Source organism: Mesorhizobium sp. CO1-1-8, assembly GCF_020164875.1.
Taxonomy (GTDB): Bacteria; Pseudomonadota; Alphaproteobacteria; order Rhizobiales; family Rhizobiaceae; genus Mesorhizobium.
Genome location: NZ_JAIUGZ010000002.1, coordinates 527,806 through 553,026, shown reverse-complemented (window position 1 = coordinate 553,026; position 25,221 = coordinate 527,806). Strand labels below are relative to the sequence as shown.

Sequence of the window (25,221 nt, the reverse complement as noted above, 5' to 3'; positions counted from 1 at the left end):
CTACCATTCAAAAGGTCTGGTTGTAGGCGCCCACCTCGGGGCTGCGGCGCAGCACGGCGTCGACAGCCTCGAACATCTCCCGTCGACGCTGCGACGACACCGGGCTTTCGACGACCACGACCAGTTCCGGCTTGTTCGACGAGGCGCGCACCAACCCCCAGGTGCCGTCATCGGCGACGACGCGCACGCCGTTGACGGTGATGAGGTCTGCGATCTTCTGGCCAGCGAAAACCATTCCATCCCGCTTCATGGCCTGAAAATCGGCAACCACCCGCTCGACAACGCCATACTTCACATCGTCCGCGCAGTGCGGCGACATGGTCGGCGTGCCGAAGGTCAGCGGCAGCGCGCGGTAGAGATCGGCCATCGAACTGCCGGGACTGCGATCCAGCATCTGGCAGATGGCGATGGCGGTGACCAAGCCGTCGTCGTAGCCGCGGCCGATCGGCGGGTTGAAGAAGAAATGGCCCGACTTTTCGAAACCGGCGACGGCGCCAAGCTCCGCGACGCGGCGCTTTATGTAGGAGTGGCCGGTCTTCCAGTAGTCGGTGACGGCGCCGCTGGCGCGCAGCACGCTGTCTGTGTTGAACAGGCCGGTCGACTTGACGTCGACGACGAAGGTCGAGCCCGGATGCAGGCTGGAGATATCGCGCGCCAGCATCACACCGACCTTGTCGGCAAAAATCTCATTGCCCTCATTGTCGACGACGCCGCAGCGGTCACCGTCGCCATCGAAGCCAAGGCCGACATCGGCTCCAGTCTCCAGCACCTTCTCCCTGATGGCATGCAGCATCTGCATGTCCTCGGGATTGGGGTTGTAGCGCGGAAAGGTATGGTCGAGGTCGACATCGAGCGGGATGACCTCGCAGCCGATGCGCTGCAGCGCTTGCGGCGCGAAAGCCCCGGCGGTGCCGTTGCCGCAGGCGACGACCACTTTCAGCTTTCGGGCGATGCGCTTGTCCTTGGTCAGATCGTCGAGATAAGTGGCGCGAAAATCGCGGACGAAATCGTAGGAGCCGCCGCCGACGAGATCGAAATCACCGGCCAGCACGATCGCCTTCAGCGCGCTCATCTGTTCCGGTCCGAAAGTCAGCGGCCGCGCCGCACCCATCTTGACGCCGGTCCAGCCATTCTCGTTATGCGAGGCGGTGACCATGGCGACCGAAGGCACGTCCAGTGCGAACTGGGCAAAATAGGCCGTCGGCGACAACGCCAAGCCGATGTCCCTCACCCGTGCGCCCGCGGCCATCAGGCCCGACACCAGCGCCAGTTTGATCGACAGCGAATAGGAGCGGAAATCATGCCCGGTGACGATATCGGGACCGGCACCGACACGGCGGATCAGCGTGCCAAGCCCCATGCCAAGTGCCTGGACGCCGACCAGATTGAGCTCCGGCAGTTGCGCGGAGCCGGGATGGCCGAACCACCAGCGCGCATCATATTCGCGAAAGCCGGATGGCTTGATCAGCGCTTCGGTTTCGAATTCGAAACTGTTGGGCCGTGCGTCGCCAACGATGCTGAAGGACAAGACTGGAAAACTCCGAATGGCGGAAATTACGAGTTGTCGAGGGCGCGGCTTAGCACAGAAGGCTTTAAGCCACGTTTATCCCGTGAGGGGATCCGAGCCTTTTCGGACTATGCTCGACGAAATGCGACAGAAGTGCTGCCATGCCGCTTGCAGGAACGAAGTGTGGCGGCTATAAGCCCGCGGTCTGGTCACGGAGTGTAGCGCAGCCTGGTAGCGCACCTCGTTCGGGACGAGGGGGTCGCAGGTTCAAATCCTGCCACTCCGACCAGAAAAAACAAAGAGTTAGCGCATCCCGACTTCGGCGCTCCACCTGCTCCTTGAGCGAGATTACTCGCGTCCCCCGCCAGTCGGATGAGCGAACTCCTATTCGCCGTGCCTCTGCGGCCGGTCGACAGCGATGCCTGTTGCACTGGACAGTACCCAGACGGCCTCAACCGGCCGCCTGATGCTTTCGTACGTGCGGATAGATTCCGGAAAACGTATGCGCGTCCCGCTCAGCGGAGGCCAAAAAAGCTCAAGATCGCTATCACGATGACCACAGCTCCAACGAGCCAAACGATATTGTTCATGATCTCTCTCCTGTTGCCCGAGGGAAGCCCGCGCCTCTGGCAGAGAACGCGGGCCGACCAGCCTTTGCCGACTGATCTGCAGCAGACACCAAATCGTGATCCCGGCTGCGAGAAATAAAACCATCAGGCACGCCTAATGTTCCGTCGTTTGACGAGAGCCAGCGATGACCAGTGAACATTCGGGTCGATGCCGGACGATCGGAACCAAAGCAATCAAGGGCAGTTATCCAACGAAGGGCTAATTAAGAACTTGGAGAAATTGCAATGAAAACAATGATCATGTGCGCGTTGGCGCTTTCCATTGGACTGCCCGTTATGGCTTCGGCAGCCGAAGCCGATGTGGTTGTTAGAACCCATCATCGACATCACGGCAGCGTCAAGATCATCAACGAAGACGGCCAGCGCTTGCACCACCGCCGCCATGGTACCATGGCGTTCTATGACCATGGGCGCCGGCATCATCACCGCGATACCGTTGTCGTGACAGGTTCCGTCTCCACCCATCGCCATTACCATCGGCACCATCCCGTGGTGATCGAGAACGACGGGTACTGACCACAGATCTCCGGCCCGATTCTTGATGGAGTCGGGCCACTTTTGGGACTCATGCTTTTGCGGCGCCGTCGCCCCCCGACCAGACTTAAGTCCGAACCCTGCCCGACCGAAGTCCAGGTTGGAAACGTCTGCCCTTGCTCCAAATTCGGGTGGCGGGAAAAGTGATCAATGAAACTAAGAGCAGCAGCATGTCCAACCGTGAAACCAAAAGGTCCCATGCCCTGAGCATGCGCATGACAGAGATCAGGGCCAGGATGCAGGAAGCCCGGATTACCGAAGACGAGATGAAGACCTTCCAGAAGGTCGCGGCCATCATGGAGGGCGGCGAGGGGCGAATCGAGGTTGATGACCTGATTGCCGCGTCATTCCTCACCGACACGCTGCTGAACAGCCAGAAGCGTTAAGCGACCATGCCGACGATTAGCAGGCTTTTTGATTCCCCCGCCGATGCGGCGCGGGTCGCCAGCGACTTGGTGACGGCCGGAATTCCTCGCGTACAGATCGCGATCATCGGGCCTTACAATGACGAGGCGGGATCTCTTCGGGTTTCCGCTTTGGGATCGTTACTTGGCGCTGCCGCCGGCGGGTTGGCCTGCCTGAGCGCCGTTGCGGCCTATGGCATCAATCCTGTTGCTGCGAGCGTATTGCCAACAGCGGTGGCTGGCGCGGTGTGTGGCGGCGTTGCCGGCGGTCTGTTTGGAACATTCGCCATGGCCGCCATAAAGGCGGATGATCAGGACGTTGCCGAAGGGGTCATTCTGGTGACGGCGCATGTCGATGAAAATGACACCGACATCGCTCAGACAGTGCTCGGCGGTCGCCCGCCGTCGGCGTTCGTGGCCGAAGCAGCGTAGGAAAAGCTGCCCCGACGTCGCCGGAACCGGCAGATAGCAATTCCAGTGGCTGAAATGTTCCTGCGTCGGCCGAAAAAGGCCGGGCCCACTGGGAGGTTTCTTCGCGGCCGCATATTTTGACGAAAAGGTCCGTCGGCTTTAGGGTCGATGGACCTGATGGAGTCAGTGAAACGGCGGGCCGAGTGCGACATGAATTTGAATTCAACCACAGCCCCGCCCTTGATTCTTGTGATGACGCTGGTTCTCGTCGCTGGCTGTTCATCGCTCGGCAGAACCGTGGATCCAGCGAAATACGATTCGATGACGTGTACCGACCTCAACAGTGCGATGGGAGACGTCGCCCGTGACATCTCGCAAACGGCAATCACGCGCGGCAAGGTCGCCAACACCAATGTTCCACGCTGGCTGCTCGGCGGCTCACGCGTGAAGACGGCGGTAGCCAACCGTGAAACAGCCAGGATCGACCGGCTTAAGCAGCAACAGGATGCCATTGCCGCTGTGCGAGCGCGCAAGTGCCCGAGGTCCGCGAATTGAGCGGGCAGCCAATGCCTCGGTGCGGAGCCCGGTTCAGGCGCTCAGGCGAAATCGCGTCACGTCGATCGCGGCGGCCATCAGCGTCTGTGTGTAGGCGTGCTGCGGATTGCTGAAGATCGCCTCGGTCGGTCCCTCCTCGACGATCTTGCCCTGCTTCATGACGATGATGTAGTCGGCCATGGCGCGCACGACCGACAGATCGTGGCTGATGAAGAGGTAGGACAGTTCGTGGTCCGCCTGCAGCTTGCGCAGCAGTTCGACGATCTGTTTCTGCACAGAGCGATCTAGCGCAGAGGTCGGCTCATCCAACACCACCAGCCTGGGCTTCAGTATCATGGCGCGGGCAATGGCGATGCGCTGCCGCTGGCCGCCGGAGAATTCGTGCGGGTAGCGATTGCGTGCGTTGGGGTCGAGGCCGACCTCGCGCAAGGCCTCGACCGCGCGTTGATCACGCTGCTTGCCCGAAAGATCAGGCTCATGCACCAGAAGCCCTTCGGTGATGACCTGACCGACGGTCATGCGCGGCGACAGCGAGCCGAACGGGTCCTGAAAGACGAGCTGCATCTGGCGCCGCAGCGGCCGCATCGCCTGCCTGTCGGCTTGGGAAATATCGCGATCGCCGAAACGGATGAGCCCGTCGCTCGGCAACAGCCGCAGCAAGGCGCGGCCGAGGGTCGACTTGCCCGAGCCCGATTCACCAACGATGCCGATGGTCTGGTTGCGCTGCAGCCGGATGGAGATGTGATCGACGGCACGCAGCATCAGCGGTTCACCAGCAAGAAACCCGCCGCCGATCCTGAACGTCACTTCGACATTCCTGCCTTCGAGCAGCACTGGAGCATTGGCGGGCGGCGGCGCCTTGCTGCCGGTCGGCTCGGCCGCCAGCAGCATTTTCGTGTAGGCATGCTGTGGGTTGACGAAGATGGCCTCCGCCTCCCCCTCCTCGACAACCTCGCCTTGGCGCATGACATAGACCCGATCGGCAAAGCGGCGCACGATGCCAAGATCGTGGGTGATGAAGACGATCGCCATGCCGAGCTTGCGCTGCAATTCGGCCAGAAGCATCAGGATCTGCGCCTGTATGGTCACGTCGAGCGCCGTCGTCGGCTCGTCGGCGATGAGAATGTCGGGATCGTTGGCGAGCGCCATGGCGATCATGACGCGCTGGCGCTGGCCACCGGACATTTCGTGCGGATAGGATTTCATCCGCCGCTCGGGATCTGGAATATGCACCAGCCGCAAAAGCTTGAGCGCCTCTTCGTGCGCCTCTGCGGCGTTCAGGCCCCGATGCCGTCGGATCGGTTCGATCAGTTGGTTGCCGATCGAATAGAGCGGATCGAGCGAGGTCATCGGCTCCTGGAAGATCATGCTGATCTTGGCGCCGCGGACCTTGTTGAGTTCGTATTTGCTCAGAGTCAGAAGGTTGCGGCCGCGATAGTCGACACTGCCTGTCGCTTCGCCATTCGATGCCAGCAGGCTCATCGCCGCCATCATCGTCTGGCTCTTGCCGGATCCGGATTCGCCAACCACGGCAACGGTCTCGCCCGCATTGACGTGGATGTTGATGCCTTTCACCGCCTCGACCATGCCGTCGAGCGTGCGGAAGCGGACGCGCAGGTCCTTGACGCTGAGGATCGTTTCGGAAGCAGCCATCTCAGCGATCCCCATCTTTATCGATCTCTCGGGTCCAGTGCGTCGCGCAGGCCATCGCCGACGAAGTTCAGCGCGAACAGCGTCGAGACGAGGAAGAAGGCGGGAAACAGGAGCAGCCAGTTGGCGGTGCCGATGTTCTTGGCGCCGACCGAAATCAGCACGCCCCAGCTGGTCATCGGCTCCTGCACGCCGAGCCCGAGAAACGACAGGAAGCTTTCCAGGATGATGACCTGCGGCACCAGCAGCGTCATGTAGATGACCACCGGGCCGAGCAGATTGGGGATGACGTGGCGCAGCAGGATGCCGCGCTGGCCGACGCCCATGGCTTCCGCCGCCTGGACATATTCCTGGCGGCGGATCGACAGCGCCTGGCCGCGCACGATGCGCGCCATGTCGAGCCACAGCACGGCGCCGACGGCCAGGAACATCAGCACGAAGTTGCGGCCGAAGAACACCACCAGCATGATGACGAAGAAGATGAAAGGCAAGGAATAGAGCACGTCGACGATGCGCATCATCACCTCGTCGACCTTGCCTCCGGCAAAACCGGCAGCGGCCCCGTAGACCACGCCGATGACCACCGCCACGACGCCCGCGAGCAGGCCGATGGCCAGCGATATGCGCCCGGCCATCAGCGTGCGCGACAACAGGTCCCGGCCGGTGTTGTCGGTGCCGAACAGGAAATATTGCTGCTTGATCGAGGCGCTCATCGTCACTTCGAGACCGTCGGCCGACTTGCTCTCGATCCTGGTGCCGTCAAAGGCATCGGAGCGGTCGAGATAGCGGATGTTGCGGTCGTCGATCGGCCTGGTCGACTTGACGGTGACGAAGATCTGATTGCCTTCCTGCCGCCATCCCTTGATGTCGACCCGCATGCGCTTGATCGCTTCGGTGAGCGCCGTCTCGATCATGTCGGCCTTCGGATAGGCTGTCAGGCTTGGCGGCATGCGCACGTAGTCGGCATAGATGGTGGTGTATTGATGCGGCACGAACCACGGCCCGAACACGCTGATGATACCGATCAGGGCAAGGTAATACAGGCTGAACATGGCGGCGCGATTGGCCTTGAGCCGCGCCCAGGCATCCCCCCAGAGCGAACGGCCGATGACGGTGGAGGCGGCTGTGGCTGTGATGTCAGTCATAGCGCACCCTCGGATCGACGACCGCGTACATGACGTCGACGATCAGGTTGAAGACAATGGTAAAGATGGCGATCACCACCACCGTTCCCATCACCAGCGTGTAGTCACGATTGAGCGCAGCATCGACGAAATAGCGGCCGACGCCCGGAATGGAGAAGATCGTCTCGACGATGACCGAGCCGGTCAGCAATGCCGCCGCCGCCGGACCGGTGAAGGAGACGATCGGCAGGATGGCACCGCGCAGCGCATGCTTGACCACCACCGACCAGTCGGACAGGCCGAGCGCGCGCGCCGTGCGGATGTGGTGGGACCGCAAGGATTCGATCATCGAGCCACGCATCAGCCGGGCGACGATGGCGATCTGCGGCAGAGCGAGCGTCAGCACCGGGCCGACCTTGTTGATGAAAGCGCCATCGCCCCACCCACCGATCGGCAGCAGCCTCCAGGTCAGCCCGAACAGGAGCTGGATCACCGGCGCGATGACGAAGGTTGGGATGGTGCTGCCGGCCGTCGCCAGCGCGATCACCGTATAGTCGCCAAGCTTGTTCTGGTTAAGCGCCGCAATGGTGCCGAGCACGGAACCGAGCAGCAGCGCCAGGACGAGCGCCGAGGCGCCGAGTTGAACCGAAATGGGCAGCCCCTTGGCGAACAGTTCGGTGACGGTGAAATCCGGCATGTTGTAGCTCGGACCGAAATTGCCGCGCAACAGATTGCCGAGATAGTGGACGAATTGCAGCCAGAGCGGATCGTTGAGCCCGAACTGGGCTTCGAGATTAGCCCTGATCTCGGGACTGAGCCCCCGCTCCTGGTTGAATGGACCGCCCGGCGCGACGCGCATCAGGAAAAACGCCATTGTCACGATGACGAACAGCGTTGGAATGGCGGTCAGAAGCCGCCGTAATACGTATCGCAGCATCGGTGCCCCGCTTGATCCAGAGCCGCGCGCATCCAGTTGGACGGCCGCGCTCTAGCTTTCAAATCTTCGCACCGACATTGCCGAAATCGAATTCCGATACCCGGGCCGATGCGATGGCAAACCACCGCCACCGCGCCTGGAGGCGCGGTGGCTTTGGCCAGGGTTTAGTCCTTGCTGACGAAGCGCGACGGATGCACATCCATCACGTTGTCGACGAAGCCATGCAGCTTCGATGACACGATATCGTGGTAGCTGTAATAGAGGAGCGGTATCTGGCCGACGTCGTCGACCAGGATGCGTTCGGCGTCGGCCAGTTCCTTCATGCGCTGTTCGGGGTTGCCGCCGGCGGCGGCCGCCTTGTCCATGGCCGCTTCATAGGCCGGGCTGTTGTAATCCGAATAATTGTTGCCGCTGGCCTTGCGCGAGATGCCAAGGAAGGTTTCCGGATCCTTGTAATCGGCAATCCAGGCGGCACGTGCCAGATCATAGTCGCCCTTCTGCTCAAGGAAGGAGTAGTGGGTCTTGGTGTCGGTGTTGAGCAGCGTGACGTCGACGCCAAGCGGCTTCAGCTGTTCCTGGATGGCCACGGCAGTGTTCTTGTGGTTCTCCGAAGTGTTGTAGCGGATTTCCATCTTCAGCGGCTTTTCGGGCGTATAGCCGAGTTTCTCGAGGATCTTCTTGGCCGCATCCTCGCGGTCGATCTGCGGCATGTCGGCGTATTTGGCCATTGCCGGCGTGTAGCCCTCGATGCCGGGGGGCACCATCGAATAGCCGGGCAGCATCGAGTTCTGCCAGACTTTTTCGGCGAGGAAGTCGCGGTCGATCGCCATCGAGATGGCGTTGCGCAGTTCGACATTGTCCCACGGCGCCTTGTCGGTCTTGATCGCATAATAATAGGTGCCGAGATACGGTCCGACGTGGATCTGGTCGCCAAACTTGGTCTTGAGATCGGCGAGCTGTTCAGTCGGGAGGTCGTCGTAGCTGTCGAGTTCGCCGGCTTCGAAGCGCTTCATCGCCGACGAGCGGTCCTCGGTCGGAATGTAGTTGACGACATCGAACTTGACCGTCGCCGCGTCCCAGAATTTCGGATTCTTGACCAGCTTCATGTGATCGTTGGGGACCCACTCAGCCAGCGTGTAGGCGCCGTTGGACACCAGATTGCCGGGCTTGATCCAGTCGGCGCCGAGCTTTTCGATGGAGGCCTTGCTGACCGGATAGGTCGCCTGGTGGGTCAGCATCTCCAGGAAGTAAGGTGTCGGCGCCTTCAGCGTGACCTCCAGGGTATTTGCGTCAATCGCCTTGACGCCCATGTCCTCAGGCTTGCCCTTCTTGGTATTGACATCCTCCGCACCCTTCACCGGATACAGCATCGAGGCGTATTCGGCACCCGTCGCCGGATCTTCCAGCCGGTGGAAGGCATAGACGAAATCGTCCGCAGTCACCGGGCTGCCATCCGACCACATGCCGTCCTTGCGCAGCTTGAACGTGTAGACGGTGCCGTCGTCCGAAACCGTCCAGCTCTCGGCGGCACCAGGAATGAGATTGGCCTTCTGGTCCTGCATGACCAGGCCCTGGAACAGGTCGCGCAAGACATTGGCTTCGTAAACCGTCGAGGTCTTGTGCGGATCGACCGACTCGGATTCAGCGGCGGTGCCCCTGTTATAGACGGTCTCGGCAAAGGCCTGCGTGTAGAACGTCCCGGCCGCCAGCGTCATCGTCGTGGCGAACACAGTCGCCTTCAGCATGTTTTTCAGCATGAAGTTCTCCCTGTCGGCGCTGCTGTTGGCGCGCCTATTAAGTGTTGACGCCCTGGAGCCGATATCTGACCCCTTTGAGCGCGCCGCTGGTTCCCGTCCTGCGGCTCGTGCCCAGACACTAACGCGGAGAATTTTTATTTCAACAGACTCTCTGGGTCACCCAAAGTAAGGCGGACGAAAGCTATGGCGTGGCCGCTGAAACACCAGCCGAAACCAAAAGCTTGACTTGGTTTCTTCACCTCGACGCCATTTTTCACCGCGAATCGGAGCCACGCCAGTTTGCCGGAATGTCTTAATGCGTTCTTAAGCAACCACAGGTTACATTATGATTGCCTTCTATTACAGTTCGATCTCAGACGCGTGGCGGCTATGAGCAACGGAGCAAGTAAATTGCCCAAAATCGCTCAATTGGTGCGAAAATTCCAAGAAGAACGTGGAACTTCCGCGGTTGAATTCGCCTTGCTCTCGCCGATCTTCATTCTTCTTCTGCTCGGAATGGTTGCATATGGTATATATTTCGGCGCCGCCAACTCGATCCAGCAGATCGCGGCGGATGCCGCCCGCACGGCGATTGCCGGGCTGAACCAGACCGAACGCCAGACGCTCGTGGCCAGCTTCGTCACCAACAATGCCGGCGGATATCCCTTCGTGGATGTCAGCAAGCTGACCTACCAGGCTAACGACAGCACGGCCGATGGGAGCCAGTTCGTGGTGGCCATCCAGTACGACGCCCGCAACCTGCCGATCTGGAACCTTTTCCCGGGCATAGCCATGCCCGGAACCACGATCAAGCGCCAGTCAACGATCAGGGTCGGGGGCATCTGAATGCTGCTGCATGCGTGTAATGGGATCGGTCGGCTTGCCCGGCTGATGCTGAGTGACAGGAAAGCGAACTTCACCGTCATGGCGGCATTGAGCGCGCCGGTGGCGCTGGCGCTAGCCGCGGTGGCTATCGACGAAGCCTCGATCTACACCGAGCGCCGCGAAGCCCAGGCAATGGTGGACCTGGCGGCGATCACCGCCGCCTCGAACATGACCAATGTCAACACAGCGGTTGTCACCACGCTGACCGACAACGGCATGCCAGGGGTGGTCGTTCAAAGCTCGGGACAGACGATCGAGCCGGCGGTCGGCAAAACCGTCGTGACGGTCACGCCCGGGCGATATGTGGCATCCGGCGCCAATGTGGGCCAGCGTTTCCAGGCCAGCATAACCCCCTACAATGCCGTCCGTGTCACCCTGAAGAAGATCCCTGCCCGCTATTTCGCGAGTTCGCTGATCCCCACTCCCGTCATCGGCACCCAAGCCACCGCCAGCATGACGCCGCAGGCGACGTTCTCGGTCGGATCGAGGCTCGCCAGCCTCGATGGCGGTATCCTCAACGCACTTCTCGGCGGACTTCTCGGCAGCAACATCTCGCTCAGCGTCATGGACTATAACGCGCTGATCTCCGCGGATGTGAGCGTTCTCTCCTTCGTGGACGGCCTTGCCACACAGCTGAACCTGACCGGCGTGTCGTATTCGGATGTGCTGGCATCTAAGGCGACCGTCGGCCAGATCGCCACGGCCATGGCCAATGTGCCCGGGCTTGGCAATTCGGCCAAGGTCGCTCTGCAGACGATCGCGTCCAAATCGACCAGCACGGTCCAGATCCCGCTCAGCCATCTGATCGATCTCGGCTCCGTCGGCAAGTTGGGCCTCGGCCAAAAGCCGGCCGGCCTTGGCGTCGACGCGAGCGCCTTGGGCATGCTGACTGCCGCCGCCGGACTGGCAAACGGTTCGAAGCAGGTCGACGTCGCCCTCGGCGCCACCATTCCGGGGGTGCTGTCGACCACGCTCGCCATCGCCATCGGCGAACCGCCGCAATCCTCGCCATGGCTGGCGGTTGGAGAAGCCGGCACCGTGGTTCGCACCGCGCAAACGCGCATCAAGCTGCTGGTCACGGTCGGCGTCGGCAATCCAAACCTGGGCGGCGGTATCAGCCTGCTGTCGGTCAAGCTGCCGCTGAATGTCGAAGTGGCCTACGCCGAGGCCAAGCTGACCGACATCAGCTGCCCGACCGGACCCGACAGCCTGAAGGTTACCATTGCCGCGAAGCCCGGCGTCGCCGCGGTGAACCTTGCCGCCAGCGATGCCGATAACAGCCCCACCGCCTTCGCCGATTTCAGCAACCCGCAGTCGTTCTCCGACGCCAACATAGCGGATGTCAGCCTCAATCTGTTGCTGCTAAAAATCCCGCTAATACTGGTGAAGGGGTCGGCGGGTGCCGACATAACCAATGTCAGCCCGACCAACCTGGTCTTCAACAAAACCGAGATCGCCGCCAAAACCATCAAGACGACGCCGACACGGGACATTACCCAGACGCTGACAACATCACTGGTCGACAAGTTATCACTTTCCGTCAACGCGCTGGGTATCCTCGGGCTTGACGTAACCGCCCTGCTCGGCACCGTGAAGCCAGCCGTGACGACGCTTTTGAAAACCGTAACGGCACCAGTCGACACCTTGCTCTATAATCTGCTCGATACGCTCGGCGTTCATCTCGGCGAAGCCGATGTCCGGGTCACCGGCGCGACATGCGGACGTGCCGTGCTGGTGCAGTAACGGTCGGGATATCAGTCGAGCCTGCCAAAAAAGACTCCGAGCGCTGGCAGCAAAAGCTCGGCCTCGACGACCGCGGCATCGCCACCAAGCTTCGCAACCGCTCGGATGTCCCCGGGCAACGGCCAACTGGCCGGTCCCCCGGCTAAATTGAAGACACAGAGCAGTCTTTCGCCGCCGCCCTCGCGAATGAAAGCGAGCAGGTCACCCGCGGCGTCGAGAAAGCGGATCGAGCCTGATACCAGCGCCTCATGCACCCCGCGCAAGGCCAGCGCAGCCCGATAGGACGCGAGCACCGAGGCCGTGTCGGCATTCTGGACATCGACCGCGCGGGCGCGATGGCTGGGCGGTATCGGCAGCCACGGCCTGGCCGTGGAGAAGCCTGCATTGTCGGCGCCGGCCTCCCAGACCATCGGCGTGCGACACCCATCCCTGCCCTTGACGCCCGGCCAGAAGCGGATGCCAACGGGATCGCGCAGATCCTCATAGGCCAGCTCCGCCTCCTCCAGACCCAACTCCTCGCCCTCATAGAGGCAGATCGAGCCGCGCAGGCAGGTGAGCAGCATGATCGAGAATCTTGCGACCGCATCGGGATCGCTGTCCGGCCTTGTCCAGCGGCTGACATGGCGCACCACGTCGTGGTTGGAGAACGCCCAGCAGACCCAGCCGTCGGAGACGGCCGCCTCGAAGGCTTCGACGCAGCCACGCACATGCGCGGCCGAGAACTGCGGACCGAGCAGGTCAAAGGTGTAACACATATGCAGCTTGTCGCCGCCTGAGGTGTAGGCCGCGAGCGTCTGCAGCGAGCGGCCTTCATCGCCGATTTCGCCAACCGCCGCCCGATCCTCGTACTCATCGAGCAAGGCTCTGAAGCGACGGAGGAATGCCAGGTTTTCCGGCTGCGTCTTGTCGAACAGATGCTCCTGATAGAGGTAGGTGTTGGTCTCGTTGTTGGTGCCGGCGACGCTCGACGCCAGGGGCGGATTGCTGCGCAGCCAGCGGTCGTGGACATAGTAATTGACCGTATCGAGCCGAAAACCATCGACGCCGCGCTCCAGCCAGAAGCGCACCGTGTCGAGAAGCGTGTCCTGGACCTCCGGATTGTGGAAATTCAGATCGGGCTGCGAGGCAAGGAAATTGTGCATGTAATATTGCCGGCGGGTCGAATCCCATTCCCAGGCCGGGCCACCGAAGACGGAGAGCCAGTTGTTGGGCGCGCTGCCATCTGGCTTGGTATCGGCCCAGACATACCAGTCGGCCTTGGGGTTATCGCGGCTGGCGCGGCTTTCGACGAACCAGTCGTGCTTGTCGGATGAATGCGACAGCACCTGGTCGATGATGATCTTCAGGCCGAGACGATGCGCCTCGGCGACCAGCGCATCGAAATCCTCGAGCGTGCCGAACATCGGATCGACATCGCAATAGTCCGACACGTCGTAGCCCATATCGGCCATTGGCGACTTGAAGAAAGGCGACAGCCAGACGGCGTCGACACCAAGCGAGGCGACATGGGCGAGCCTCGAGGTGATACCGGCGAGATCGCCGCTGCCGTCGCCGGTCGTGTCCTGAAAGGAGCGCGGATAGATCTGGTAGATGACGCAACCGCGCCACCATCCGGTCTTGTCACTCGCCGCCATTGCGCTTCTCCCTTGTGCCGGCCTGCGCTCGTTCGATCATGAAGATCATCGTCCGCCCGGATATTGGCCGCGAGATATCCACCGCATCCGGCGCTTCGATAGCTGGAGCCCAGAGGAATCCGTCTCGCTCAGGCAAGGTGAACATGCAGGCCCGGCGATCGCCGTTGATAAGCACCGCAAGACGGCGGTCGTCATCGCTGGCGCCGCCCAGGACCATGACAAGACGGTGCCGCTGCGGATCCTGCCAGCTCTGTTCGTCGAGCGCCGCACCTGTCTCAGCAAGCCATGCGACGTCCGGCACCTCCGAACCTGCCGGTGGCTGGCCCGTGAGGAAGCTTGTGTCGGACAGCGCCGGCATCGACCGGCGCAGCCTCGAGAGTTCCGCCGCGTAGCGCTCCAGCGCCTGGTCGCGGCCGGCCCACTCGAGCCAGGTGATCTCGTTGTCCTGCGCATAGGCGTTGTTGTTGCCCTGCTGGGTGCGGCCGAATTCGTCGCCGGCCGTCAGCATGATGGTGCCGCGTGAGGCAAACAGCGTGGCGAGCAAGGCATGCTGATCGTTGAGGCGAGCCGCCAACACGGCCGGGTCGTTTGCATCACCTTCGACGCCGTTGTTCCAGGACAGGTTTTCATTGTGGCCGTCGCGGTTCTGCTCGCCATTGGTTTCGTTGTGCTTGCGCTGGTAGCGCACGATATCGGCGAGCGTCATGCCATCATGGGCGGCGATGAAATTGAGCGTGCGGCTTGCGCCTTGCCTGTTCGCGGCAAACACATCGGACGAACCGGCGAGCCGGGTCGCCAGGGCGCCGACCATGCCGGCGTCGCCGCGCCAGAAGCGTCTGACATCGTCGCGATACTTGTCGTTCCATTCGAGGAAGGGCGGCGGGAAATTGCCGAGCTGATAGCCGTCCGGACCGATGTCCCACGGCTCGGCGATCAACACGCGATCGGCCAGCAGCGCATCGGCGCGCATCGCCCTCAGCAGCGGCGCCTCGGCATTGAATGTGCCCTCGACCCGCCCCAGAATGGGAGCGAGGTCGAAGCGGAAGCCATCGACGCCGGCATCCCTGACGAAATGGCGAAGCGTGTCGAGGACCATTTCCTGGACGACAGGATGGTCGCAAGCGACCGTGTTGCCGGTCCCGGTGTCATTGACCAGCCTGCCTTCCGATGTGTGCCGGTAATAGGTCTGATTGTCGAGGCCGCGCAGCGACAATGTGGGCCCAAGCCTGTCGCTCTCGCCGGTGTGGTTGAAGACGAGGTCGAGGATGACGCCGATACCAGCCTGACGCAGCACAGCGACCGTGTTTCGCAATTCCATGATGCCGCCCGGCGCCAGGCGCGGATCGAGGGCCATGAACGTCACGGGATTGTAGCCCCAGGCGTTGCGCAGCCCGAGCGGCGGCAAATGCCGCTCGTCGATCGAGGCGGTCACCGGCATCAGTTCGACCGCGCCAACGCCGAGTTTTTTCAGGTGCTCGATAATCACCGGATGAGCGAGAGCGGCAATGGTACCACGCAATTTTTCCGGAACATCCGGATGCAGCATGGTGAAAGCGCGCACCGGCACTTCATATATCAGGCCCCCCGGCTGGAATAGCGACGGCGCAGCCTGCATCGGCTTCTGCAGCGCAGCGGCAATCGCTTTCGGCATCAGCGGCGCGGTATCGGCCCCCTCGCCCCGGCGCTGGGCCAGCCGCCAGTCATAGATGTAAGACCGGTCGATCTCGACGGCATAAGGATCGGTCAGGAGCTTGGCGGGATCGAACCACAGCCCGCGCTCCGGCGCGTAGTCGCCATCGGCGCGAAAGCCGTAGCGGATGCCCTGGCCAAGGCCCGCGACGAACAGCGCATGGACGTCTTCGCCTTCCGGCTGTAGCTCGAGCCGTTCGATTTCCCGCTTGCCCTGCTCGTCGAAGATCGAGACCCAAATCCGACGGGCGGCCTGCGACCACACGGCAAAGCGGATGCCTTCGCTGGTGATGGTGGCACCGAGTGGGGTCATGCGCGCGTCCTCCACCCTCCCCCTCGTGGGGAGGGTCGCGAACGAAGTGAGCGGGCTGGGGGGCGGCGCAGGGAAAGCGCTTTATGAGCGCCCCGATCCGCTACGCGGATCGACCCTCCCCACAAGGGGAAGGGTGAAGCCACAGCCACTCTCAAGTAATCACGCTTGGCTTGGGGCGGCCGGTATGGCTGTGAATCCCGGCAATATCATCGGCCGCGGCAATCAGATCGGCAAGGGCGGCCTGGGTATCGAGATCGTGCCTCGACTTGTCCGGCTCGTAGCGCTCGATATAAACGCGCAACGTCGCGCCCGACGTGCCGGTGCCGGAGAGGCGGAAGACGACCCGCGAACCACCTTCGAAAAGCACCCTGATCCCCTGATGCTCGCTGATCGAACCATCGACCGGATCGTGATAGGCAAAATCGTCGGCGCTGGCGATTGTCATGCCGCGCACGCTGGTGCCCGGCAATGAGCCGAGTTTGGCGCGCAGTTCGTCGACCAGCGCGTTCGCCCGGTCGCTCTCGACCTCCTCATAGTCATGCCGCGAATAGTAGTTGCGTCCGTAGGTCGCCCAGTGCTCGGTGACGATCTGCTTGCAGCTCTCGCCGCGCGCGGCAAGGATGTTGAGCCACAACAGCACCGCCCACAGGCCGTCCTTTTCGCGGACATGGTTGGAGCCGGTGCCGGCACTCTCCTCGCCGCAGATCGTCGCCATGTCGGCGTCGAGCAGATTGCCGAAAAATTTCCAGCCAGTAGGCGTCTCATAGATGCCGACGCCGAGTTTTTCAGCGACACGATCGGCCGCGCCGCTGGTCGGCATCGAGCGGGCGATGCCTTTCAAACCGGCCTTGTAGCCGGGTGCCAGGCGGGCATTGGCGGCGAGCATGGCGACAGAATCCGACGGGGTGACGAAAATGCCCTTGCCGATGATCAAATTACGGTCGCCGTCGCCATCCGAGGCGGCGCCGAAATCCGGCGCGTCCGGCCCCATCATCTCGTCGTAGAGGTGTTTGGCGTGGACAAGATTCGGGTCCGGATGGTGCCCGCCGAAATCCGGCAACGGCTTGAAATTGCGGCAGGTGCCATTGGGCGCGCCGAGCCGGTTTTCGAGGATCTCCTTGGCGTAGGGACCGGTCACCGCGTGCATGGCGTCGAAGCGCATGCGGAAACCCGACTTGAACAGTTTGCGCAAGGCATCGAAATCGAACAGGCTTTCCATCAGCTCGGCATAGTCGGCGACCGGGTCGATGATCTCGACCGTCATGCCGGCGGCCTTGACCGTGCCTACCGTGTCGATGTCGATCGGATCGATGTCGGCGGTTCTGAAGCTCGAAATCGTCTTGGTCTTTTCGAAGATCGCGTCCGTCAGCTTTTCCGGCGCCGGGCCGCCATTGCCGGCATTGTACTTGATGCCGAAATCCTCATGCGGGCCGCCAGGATTGTGGCTGGCCGACAGGATGATGCCGCCAAAGGTCTTGTATTTGCGGATGACATGCGAGGCGGCCGGCGTCGACAGGATGCCGCCCTGCCCGACCATCACCTTGCCGAAGCCGTTGGCGGCTGCCATGGCGATGGCCTTCTGGATGACTTCGCGGTTGTAGAAACGGCCATCGCCGCCGATCACCAGGGTCTTGCCCTTGAAACCGTCGAGCGCGTCGAAGATCGACTGGATGAAATTCTCGGCATAGTGCTCCTGCTGAAAGACAGGCACCTTCTTGCGCAGGCCCGACGTGCCAGGCTTCTGATCGGAGTAGGGTTTGGTGGGGACGGTCCGTATCATGCTTCAGGCAACCCTTTTCGAAAGCAGCGAGCGATAGAGTTCAACGTATTTGTCCGCGCTCTTGTCCCACGACACGTCGGCCTTCATGCCCTGGCGCTGCAGCGATTCCCAGACGGCCGGACTGGCGTGTGCGTCGACGAGGCGGCGGATGGCGTGCAGCAAGGCACCGCCATTGTTGGGTGCGAACTGGAAGCCGGTGGCGACGCCGGCCGAAACGGCGGCCTCATTGGCATCGATGACCGTATCCGCCAGGCCGCCGGTGCGGGCAACCACCGGCACGCAGCCATAGCGCAGGCCGTAAAGCTGCGTCAGCCCGCACGGTTCGAAGCGCGAGGGGATGACGATGGCGTCGCAGCCGCCTTGCATGATGTGCGACAGTCCCTCATCGTAGCCGACGACGACGCCGATGCGGCCGCGATGTCTGGCGGCGGCGGCAAGCAGCGCGCCTTCGAGACCGGCGTCGCCTGAGCCCAGGATGGCCAGCCGCGCACCTGTGGCAACAATGCCGTCGACCACCAGCGCCAGTATGTCCATGCCCTTCTGCCAGGTCAGCCGGCTGACGACGCAGACGATCGGGCTGTCGTCGCGATCGAGGCTGAAACGCTCCTCGACAGCGGCCCTGTTGGGCGCCCGCGCCTTCAGCGTCCCGGCCGTGTAGGTGGAGACCAGATGCTTGTCGGTTTCGGGATCCCAGATCCCGGTGTCGATACCGTTGACGATGCCATAGAGATCGCTGGACCGCATGTTGATGAGGCCGTCGAGGCCCATGCCGAATTCAGCCGAGCGGATCTCCTGCGCGTAGGTCGGGCTCACCGTGGTGATCGCCCAGGCAGCCTGCAGGCCCGCCTTGAGGAAGCCGACGCCGCCATAATATTCGACGCCATCGAGCGCCATCGCCGCGGCCGGCAAGCCAAGCTCGCCGAAAATGCCGGCGCCGAACTGGCCCTGGAAGGCGAGATTGTGGACGGTCATCATCGACGGCACACCGACCGCCTTGCCGTAACGCATATAGGCCAGCGTCATCGCCGACTGCCAGTCGTGAGCATGGACGATGTCGGGCTGGTAGCCCGAGATGGCGCCGCCGGCGATGTCGCCACCGACCTGGCTTAGTGCTGCGAAGCGCCGCCAGTTATCTGGCCAGTCAACGCCGGTCGCATTGCCATAAGGGCCGCCCGGACGGTCGAACAGATGCGGCGCGTCGAGCACGAACAGCTCGAGCCCGGCGAGCTGGACGGAATGGACAGAGGCCTTGCCGCCCTGCAGCAAGGGATATTGCAGCACCGCCCTCTTTTTCTTGAAGGCGGACATTACGGTCGGAAACCCGGGAAGGAGCGTGCGCATGGTGACGCCCTTGGCCGCCAGCGCAATGGGGAGCGCGCCGGTCACGTCGGCAAGCCCACCGGTCTTGATCAGCGGGAAAATCTCGGGCGTGACCGACAGAACCTGCATGCACTACAACCCTAGTTTGTCGATCATGTCCTGCGTAACCAGGCAGATGCCTTTTTCGGAAACGCGGAAGCGCTTGGCGTCGAGAATGGGGTCTTCGCCGACCACCAGCCCTTCCGGTATCCTAACACCATGGTCGATGACCACGCGCTTCAACTTTGCGTTCCGGCCGACATGAACGTCGGGCAGCATGACGACTTCTTCGAGCGTCGAAAAGGAATTGATGCGCGCGCCGGTGAAGATCAGGCTTCTTTTCAGTGAGGCCCCCGAGACGATGCAGTCGCCCGAGACGAGCGAAGACACGGCCGAACCGCGGCGGCCATCCTCGTCATGCACGAACTTTGCCGGCGGCTTCAATTCGGCATAGGTCCAGATCGGCCAGTCGCGGTCGTAGAGGTCGAGTTCCGGGGTGATATCGGTCAGGTCGATATTGGCTTCCCAATAGGCGTCGACCGTTCCGACGTCGCGCCAGTAGGCCTCGTTCTCGGCGGTCGAGCGGACGCAGGATTTGGCGAAGCGGTGCGCGATCGCCTTACCGTGCTGGACAATATAGGGAATGATGTCCTTGCCGAAGTCGCGGCTGGAGCCCGGCTCGGCCGCATCGCGGCGCAACTGCTCCATCAGGAACTTGGTCTTGAAGACGTAGATGCCCATCGAGGCCAAGGCAAACTCTGGCTTGTCGGGAATGCCGGGCGGATCGGCGGGCTTTTCGACGAAGGCGATGATATTGTCCTTGCCATCGACATGCATGACGCCGAAGCCGGTGGCTTCCATGCGCGGCACTTCGAGGCAGCCGACGGTGACATCGGCATTGGCGTCGACGTGCTGGCGAAGCATCATCTCGTAGTCCATCTTGTAGATGTGATCGCCGGCCAGGATGACCATATATTCGGGCCCATAGGCCTCGATGATGTCGATGTTCTGGTAGACGGCGTCGGCGGTGCCTTCATACCATTGCGTTTCCGAGACGCGCTGGCTGGCCGGCAGGATGTCGAAACTTTCGTTTCGCTCGGGGCGCAGGAAGTTCCAGCCACGCTGCAGATGGCGGATCAGGGAATGCGCCTTGTACTGGGTGGCGACGCCGAGGCGTCGAATGCCGGAGTTAAGCGCGTTGGAGAGCGCGAAGTCGATGATGCGCGTCTTGCCGCCGAAATAGACGGCCGGCTTGGCGCGCCGGTCGGTCAGTTCCCTGAGGCGGCTGCCGCGGCCGCCGGCCAATACATAGGCCATGGCATCGCGCGCCAGCGGCTGGGTCCGTTTCAAGTCTGCCATTTCTACCCTCCCAAGTTACTCGATCTCGACATGTTACTCAGTGTCGATGGGTTCAGCCGGCGACGAGCTCGAGCATGATCGTGGACAGCGGCGGCAAGAGCATCGTCGCGGAGATGCTTCCTTCTTCCGCCCGCGCCTCGACCATGCCGCCATTGCCCTTGCCGGAACCGCCATATTCAGAAGCGTCGGTGTTGATGATTTCGCGCCATTTGCCTGATGTCGGCAACGGCACGCGATAATTGTCGCGCGGCACCGGCGTGAAATTGGAAATGACGGCCACCGGGCTGCCGCCCGGCGCGCTGCGCAGCCAGGCAAAAACCGAATTCTGGCTGTCGTCGACGATCAGCCAGGAAAACCCTTCCGGCTCGCAATCGCGGCCATGCAGCGCCGGACGCGAACGGTAGAGATAGTTGAGATCGCGCACCGTCTGCCAGACGCCGCGATGCGGCCGGAACTCCAGCAGGTTCCAGTCGAGCGCGCGCGCCTCGCTCCATTCGCGGCGCTGTGCGAACTCCTGCCCCATGAACAGCAGCTTCTTGCCGGGATAGCCCCACATGAAAGCGTAGTAGGCACGCAACGTCGCGAATTTCTGCCAGTCATCGCCCGCCATCTTGCCGAGCAGCGTGCCTTTGCCGTGCACGACCTCGTCATGCGAGAGCGGCAGCACGAAATTTTCCGAGAAGGCGTAGGTCAGGCCGAAGGTGAGGTCGTTGTGGTGGTGCTTGCGGAAGATGGGCTCCTTGGAGAAATACTCCAGCGTGTCGTGCATGAAGCCCATGTTCCACTTGAAGCCGAAGCCCAGCCCGCCTTCATGCACCGGCGCCGAGACCTTTGGCCATGAGGTCGATTCCTCGGCGATGGTCATGACGCCCGGATGGTGGCCGTAGACCTCCTTGTTCATCTTCTGCAGGAAGCTGACCGCCTCGAGGTTCTCGCGGCCGCCCTTCTCGTTGGGGATCCATTCGCCGGCCTTGCGCGAATAGTCGAGGTAGAGCATCGAGGCGACCGCATCGACGCGAAGTCCGTCGACATGGTATTTCTCGGCCCAGAACAGCGCGTTGTTGACGAGGAACGAAACCACCTCGCGGCGGCCGAAATTGTAGATCGCGGTGTTCCAGTCGGGATGAAAACCCTTGCGTGGATCGGCATGCTCATAGAGCGCAGTGCCGTCGAAATTGGCCAGGCCATGCGCGTCGACCGGGAAATGCGCCGGCACCCAGTCGAGGATGACACCGACGCCGGCGCGGTGGGCGCCATCGACGAAACGAGCAAAGCCGTCGGGGTCGCCGAAGCGGGCCGAGGGCGCATAGAGGCCGGTCGTCTGGTAGCCCCAGGACGGGTCATAGGGGTGTTCGGAGATCGGCATGAATTCGATATGGGTGAAACCGGTCTCGACCACATAGGGGATCAGCCGGTCGGCCAACTCGTCCCATGACAGGAACGTACCGTCGTCGCGAAGCTGCCAGGAACCGGCATGGACCTCGTAGATCGAAATGGCTTCGCGCCGGTGATCGGCATCGCGCCAGAAATTGCGATGCGCCTCATCGCCCCACTCATGCGCCGGCGGCACAGCAACGACCGAAGCGGTGGCCGGACGCAGTTCGGACTTGAAGGCGAACGGGTCGGCCTTCAGTGGCAGTCTCACGCCATCGGGGCCGATGATCTCGTATTTGTAGGGCCGTCCGGCTCCGATGTCGGGCACGAACAGTTCCCAGATGCCGGTGTCGCGGCGATCCCGCATCGTGTGCCGGCGGCCGTCCCATTCGTTGAAATCGCCGACCACCGAGACGCGCCGTGCATTGGGAGCCCAGACGGCGAAATGCACTCCGGAAGCGCCTTCGTGATCAATGACATGGGCGCCGAGCTTGTCGAACAGCCTTAGGTGCGAGCCTTGGGCGATGTAGTAGTCGTCCATCGGGCCAAGCACCGGACCGAACGAATAAGGATCGGTCAGCCACCAGTCGCCGCCAGCGTTCCTGGCATGATAGCGCAGGGGTTGCCGCTTCTTGATCGAGAGCTTGCCTTCGAAAAAGCCGCCATCGTCGCGCCTGTACAATTCACCCGCGATGGTGCCGGTCAGCGTGTAGGCGGTGACGAATTCCGCATTCGGGACAAAGCATCGTGCATACAGGCTCTTGCCAACCTCATGGACACCAAGGACGGCGAATGGATCTCCGTGCGTGCCGGCAACAATCGCCGCAACATCGCTGGCTGGCGCCAGTCCGTCCGGCCCGCTATTCGCAGCGGTCACGCGCGGCTTCTTCATGAGCAGCGTCCCTCCCCGGGCACCAAGTGTTTGTTTTAGGGCTATGAGCTTGGCACTCCAATTCATAGCCCGGGACCACATTGTTCGCGGCCTCATGCAATCACATCAGACAGGCACGTTCCAGATTTCTTTCGCATATTGGCGGATCGTGCGATCGGAGGAGAACCAGCCGACACGTGCAACGTTGCGGATCGCCCTGGCGTACCAGTCGGGACTGTTGCGCCAGACCGCATCGACCTCGCGCTGGGCGGCGGCGTAGGCATCGAAATCGGCGGCAACCATGAACCAGTCGCTGTTGTAGAGACCGTTGATGAGATCGCGGTAGCGCTCCGGATCGTCCGGCGAGAAGACGCCTGACGAAACAGCAGCAACTGCTTGCGCCAGCTCGGATGATCCCTCGATGACGGCGCGCGGATCGTAGCCATTGTTGCGCCGCTCGGCGACCTCGGCGGTGGTCAGGCCGAAGATGAAGATGTTGTCGTCGCCGACGCATTCCTTGATCTCGACATTGGCGCCGTCGAGCGTGCCGATGGTCAACGCGCCGTTCAGCGCGAACTTCATGTTGCCGGTGCCCGACGCTTCCATGCCGGCGGTCGAGATCTGCTCGGACAGATCGGCAGCCGGCATCATGATCTCGGCCAGGCTGACATTGTAGTTCGGCACGAACACCACCTTCAGCAAACCGCGCACGGCCGGATCGCGGTTGATGACCTTGGCGACGTCGTTGGCGAGTTTGATGATCAGCTTGGCATTGTGGTAGCTGGGCGCCGCCTTGCCGCCGAAGAATTTCACGCGCGGCATCCAGTCACGCTCGGGATGCGAGCGGATCTGGCCGTAGAGGGCGATCGCCTCGAGGATGTTCAGAAGCTGGCGCTTGTATTCGTGGATGCGCTTGATCTGGATATCGAACAGCGCCGAGGGATCGACCTTGATGCCGAGCCGATCGGCGACGAGGTTGGCCAGCCGCGCCTTGTTTGCGCGCTTGACGGCGGCGAACTTGTCGCGAAAGGCGGCATCGTCGGCGAAGACATCGAGATCCTTGATGGCATCTATGTCGTCGAGAAAACGGTCGCCGATCGCCTCACGGGCGAGCGACGTCAGCCCGGGATTGCACTGGATCAGCCAGCGCCGCGGCGTGATGCCGTTGGTCTTGTTGTTGATGCGATCGGGATAGAGCTTGTGGAGGTCGGCGAACACCGTCTCTTTCATCAGGTCGGTGTGAAGCGCCGAAACGCCGTTGATCGAGTGCGAGCCGACAAAGGCCAGATTGCCCATGCGCACCCGGCGGTCGCCATTTTCCTGGATCAGCGAAATGCGGCCGATCTGCTCGTCCGAGAACTGGTCGGAGGCACGCGCCTCCAGAAGCACCTCGGCATTGATGGCATAGACGATCTGCATGTGGCGCGGCAAAAGCCGCTCGAACAGCGGCACCGGCCAGCTTTCCAGCGCTTCGGGCAGCAGCGTGTGGTTGGTGTAGCCGAAGGTGCGCTTGGTGATATCCCAGGCGAGGTCGAAATCCATGCCGTGGACATCCATCAACAGGCGCATCAGCTCGGGCACAGCGATGGCCGGATGGGTGTCGTTGAGGTGGATCGCAGCCTTGTCGGGCAGCGACTTCAGGTCGCCATATTGGCTGAGATGGCGCTGGACGATGTCCTGCAGCGAGGCGGTGGAGAAAAAGTACTCTTGCCTGAGCCGCAGTTCCTGCCCGGCCTTGTGGGAATCGGCGGGATAGAGCACACGCGACAAGGCATCGGCCTTGTTGCTTTCGGCAAGCGCGCCGATGTGGTCACCGGCATTGAACTTGTCGAGCAGGATCGGATCGACCGGCATGCCCGACCAGAGCCGCAGCGTGTTGACGCGATTGGCCCGCCAGCCCACGACGGGCGTGTCATAGGCGACGGCCAGGACATGCTCGGTCGGCTTCCAGACATGGCGCTCGAGACGCCCGTCCTTCGAGGTGATCGATTCTACCGAACCGCCGAAACCGACCTCGAACGAGCGCTCACGGCGTTCGAATTCCCACGGATTGCCGTGATCGAGCCATGTCTCAGGCAATTCGACCTGCCAGCCGTCGTGAATCTCCTGGCGGAACATGCCGTTGGCATAGCGGATGCCGTAGCCATGCGCGGGAATGTCGACAGTCGCCATGCTTTCCATGAAGCAGGCCGCAAGCCGCCCAAGGCCGCCATTGCCAAGTGCGGCATCCGGCTCGAGTGCGGCGATGAGATCGAGATCGACGCCCAGCGACGACAGCGCCTCGCGCATGTTGTCCATCAGGCCCAGATTGGAGAAGGCATCGCGCATCAGGCGGCCAATGAGGAATTCCAGCGACAGATAGTAGACGCGCTTTTCCTTCTGGTCGTAGGCCTCTTTCGTCGCCTGCATCCAGCGATCGACGATCCGGTCGCGCACGACCTTGATCGAGGCGGTCAGCCAGTCGTACTGGGTCGCGACGGTGGTATCCTTGCCGACCCTGTATTTGAGGGCCACCAAGACTTCACGTGCGAGTGTTTTTGGATCAGGATTTTCGAGCAGTGGAGGAAGGGGTTCGGATGTCATCGCGCTCGTCATGATGCCTCTCGTGCGGTTGCCATGATCATACCGGCTTTCATCGCTCCTCCCAGCCCATGCTAGCCGATACCGCTATATATTCAATCGATTTAAACAAGCCGAACCGGCTTGCCCCCTGCGGCAATTTGGCAA

18 protein-coding genes and 1 tRNA gene are annotated in these 25,221 nt (G+C 62.1%); 7 read left to right on the top strand and 12 right to left on the bottom strand.

Features of this window, described 5'->3' with window-relative positions:
- Positions 1-7: 7 nt before the first annotated feature.
- Positions 8-1,528: a phosphomannomutase/phosphoglucomutase gene (locus tag LB558_RS05995; RefSeq protein WP_224696661.1), complete on the bottom strand. Its 1,521-nt coding sequence runs from the start codon at positions 1,526-1,528 to the stop codon at positions 8-10.
- Positions 1,529-1,719: 191 nt separating this feature from the next.
- On the opposite strand from LB558_RS05995, the gene LB558_RS05990 reads away from it, so the two are divergent.
- The 5 genes from LB558_RS05990 to LB558_RS05970 all read left to right on the top strand — a co-directional run bounded on the left by LB558_RS05990 (position 1,720) and on the right by LB558_RS05970 (position 4,040).
- Positions 1,720-1,796, top strand: a tRNA-Pro gene (locus LB558_RS05990).
- 565 nt (positions 1,797-2,361) lie between these two features.
- Positions 2,362-2,652 (top strand): hypothetical protein, encoded by a 291-nt coding sequence (locus LB558_RS05985; protein WP_224696660.1) that lies wholly within the window; start codon positions 2,362-2,364, stop codon positions 2,650-2,652.
- 188 nt (positions 2,653-2,840) lie between these two features.
- Positions 2,841-3,056: a hypothetical protein gene (locus LB558_RS05980; RefSeq protein WP_224696659.1), complete on the top strand. Its 216-nt coding sequence runs from the start codon at positions 2,841-2,843 to the stop codon at positions 3,054-3,056.
- 6 nt (positions 3,057-3,062) lie between these two features.
- Positions 3,063-3,506 carry a hypothetical protein gene (locus LB558_RS05975; protein ID WP_224696658.1) on the top strand — a complete coding sequence of 148 codons (444 nt, stop codon included), beginning with the start codon at positions 3,063-3,065 and terminating at the stop codon, positions 3,504-3,506.
- 189 nt (positions 3,507-3,695) lie between these two features.
- Positions 3,696-4,040 (top strand): hypothetical protein, encoded by a 345-nt coding sequence (locus LB558_RS05970; RefSeq protein ID WP_224696657.1) that lies wholly within the window; start codon positions 3,696-3,698, stop codon positions 4,038-4,040.
- A 33-nt stretch (positions 4,041-4,073) separates the two neighbouring features.
- Here LB558_RS05970 and LB558_RS05965 read toward each other — a convergent pair whose 3' ends face one another.
- The 4 genes from LB558_RS05965 to LB558_RS05950 form a co-directional block, all read right to left on the bottom strand.
- Entirely contained in the window at positions 4,074-5,693 is a 1,620-nt protein-coding gene (locus LB558_RS05965; RefSeq protein WP_224696656.1) for an ABC transporter ATP-binding protein, read from the bottom strand.
- 17 nt (positions 5,694-5,710) lie between these two features.
- Positions 5,711-6,835 carry an ABC transporter permease gene (locus tag LB558_RS05960; protein ID WP_224696655.1) on the bottom strand — a complete coding sequence of 375 codons (1,125 nt, stop codon included), beginning with the start codon at positions 6,833-6,835 and terminating at the stop codon, positions 5,711-5,713.
- Positions 6,828-7,751 (bottom strand): ABC transporter permease subunit, encoded by a 924-nt coding sequence (locus tag LB558_RS05955; protein ID WP_013532691.1) that lies wholly within the window; start codon positions 7,749-7,751, stop codon positions 6,828-6,830. The genes LB558_RS05960 and LB558_RS05955 overlap by 8 nt, the downstream gene beginning before the upstream one ends.
- A 164-nt stretch (positions 7,752-7,915) precedes the next feature.
- Complete coding sequence (locus LB558_RS05950; protein ID WP_224696654.1) at positions 7,916-9,508, bottom strand: peptide ABC transporter substrate-binding protein; 1,593 nt, start codon at positions 9,506-9,508, stop codon at positions 7,916-7,918.
- A gap of 369 nt (positions 9,509-9,877) precedes the next feature.
- Here LB558_RS05950 and LB558_RS05945 point away from each other — a divergent pair, with 369 nt between their 5' ends.
- Together LB558_RS05945 and LB558_RS05940 are read left to right on the top strand one after the other, a co-directional pair.
- Entirely contained in the window at positions 9,878-10,333 is a 456-nt protein-coding gene (locus LB558_RS05945; protein WP_224696653.1) for a TadE/TadG family type IV pilus assembly protein, read from the top strand.
- Positions 10,334-12,115 (top strand): TadG family pilus assembly protein, encoded by a 1,782-nt coding sequence (locus tag LB558_RS05940; RefSeq protein ID WP_224696652.1) that lies wholly within the window; start codon positions 10,334-10,336, stop codon positions 12,113-12,115.
- 11 nt (positions 12,116-12,126) lie between these two features.
- Here the strand turns inward: LB558_RS05940 and LB558_RS05935 are convergent, their stop codons facing one another.
- The 7 genes from LB558_RS05935 to LB558_RS05905 all read right to left on the bottom strand — a co-directional run bounded on the left by LB558_RS05935 (position 12,127) and on the right by LB558_RS05905 (position 25,089).
- On the bottom strand, positions 12,127-13,749 hold the full coding sequence (locus LB558_RS05935; protein ID WP_224696651.1) for an alpha-glucosidase family protein: 1,623 nt from the start codon (positions 13,747-13,749) through the stop codon (positions 12,127-12,129).
- A complete protein-coding gene (gene glgX / locus LB558_RS05930; protein WP_224696650.1) occupies positions 13,736-15,751 on the bottom strand; it encodes a glycogen debranching protein GlgX in 2,016 nt (671 codons plus the stop codon). The genes LB558_RS05935 and glgX overlap by 14 nt, the downstream gene beginning before the upstream one ends.
- A gap of 151 nt (positions 15,752-15,902) precedes the next feature.
- Positions 15,903-17,531, bottom strand: coding sequence for an alpha-D-glucose phosphate-specific phosphoglucomutase (locus LB558_RS05925; RefSeq protein WP_224696649.1), 1,629 nt, complete (start codon positions 17,529-17,531; stop codon positions 15,903-15,905).
- A 3-nt stretch (positions 17,532-17,534) separates the two neighbouring features.
- Positions 17,535-18,980, bottom strand: coding sequence for a glycogen synthase GlgA (gene glgA, locus LB558_RS05920; protein WP_224696648.1), 1,446 nt, complete (start codon positions 18,978-18,980; stop codon positions 17,535-17,537).
- Positions 18,981-18,983: 3 nt separating this feature from the next.
- Positions 18,984-20,249: a glucose-1-phosphate adenylyltransferase gene (glgC, locus tag LB558_RS05915; RefSeq protein ID WP_224696647.1), complete on the bottom strand. Its 1,266-nt coding sequence runs from the start codon at positions 20,247-20,249 to the stop codon at positions 18,984-18,986.
- A 52-nt stretch (positions 20,250-20,301) separates the two neighbouring features.
- Positions 20,302-22,515: a 1,4-alpha-glucan branching protein GlgB gene (gene glgB / locus LB558_RS05910; protein WP_224696646.1), complete on the bottom strand. Its 2,214-nt coding sequence runs from the start codon at positions 22,513-22,515 to the stop codon at positions 20,302-20,304.
- A 105-nt stretch (positions 22,516-22,620) separates the two neighbouring features.
- A complete protein-coding gene (locus LB558_RS05905) occupies positions 22,621-25,089 on the bottom strand; it encodes a glycogen/starch/alpha-glucan phosphorylase (protein ID WP_224696645.1) in 2,469 nt (822 codons plus the stop codon).
- Positions 25,090-25,221 lie beyond the last annotated feature (132 nt).